Here is a 689-nt window from a genome sequence, read left to right on the forward strand (position 1 = left end):
CTGTCATACAGCAGGCGGCCAATCAGGGTGCTCTTGCCATCGTCGACCGAACCCGCGGTGATGAAACGCAGCAGGCCTTGGTGTGTTGCTTGGGTGCTCATGTCGAATCCTTTGCGTCCGGTCTTAGAAGTAGCCTTCTTTCTTTCGGCGTTCCATGGACGCTTCGCTGGTCTGGTCGTCCATCCGCGTCGCACCGCGCTCGGTGATCTCGGTCACGGCCGTCTCGGCGATGATCTCGATCGGCGAGGCCGCAACGCTGGCCACCGGGCAGGTGCAGCTGATATCGCCCACGGTGCGAAAGCGCACCGAGATCACTTCGCTGACGTCGCCGTCCTGCTTCGGCGTGATCGGCGTGACCGGCACCAGCAGGCCGTTCTTCTTCACCACTTCGCGCTGGTGCGCGTAGTAGATCGGGGGCAGCTCAAGCTCTTCACGGGCGATGTACTGCCACACGTCCAGCTCGGTCCAGTTGGAGATCGGAAACACGCGCATCTGCTCGCCGGCCGCCATGCGGGCGTTGTACAAGCTCCACAGTTCCGGGCGCTGGGCCTTCGGGTCCCATTGGCCGAACTCGTCGCGGAAGGAGAAGATGCGCTCCTTGGCGCGGGCCTTTTCCTCGTCGCGGCGGGCACCGCCCATCAGCGCGTCGTACTTGTGGGCCTCGATGGTTTCCAGCAGCGTCACGGCTT

At 63.7% G+C, this 689-nt stretch carries 1 protein-coding gene; it reads right to left on the reverse strand.

Features of this window, described 5'->3' with window-relative positions; genetic code table 11:
- Positions 1-123: 123 nt before the first annotated feature.
- The coding region (gene cysD, locus OR16_RS38845; RefSeq protein ID WP_006164940.1) for a sulfate adenylyltransferase subunit CysD at positions 124-689 on the reverse strand (566 nt) is incomplete at its 5' end.

Origin of the sequence: Cupriavidus basilensis OR16 (assembly GCF_000243095.1) — a bacterium.
Classification (GTDB): Bacteria; Pseudomonadota; Gammaproteobacteria; order Burkholderiales; family Burkholderiaceae; genus Cupriavidus; species Cupriavidus basilensis_D.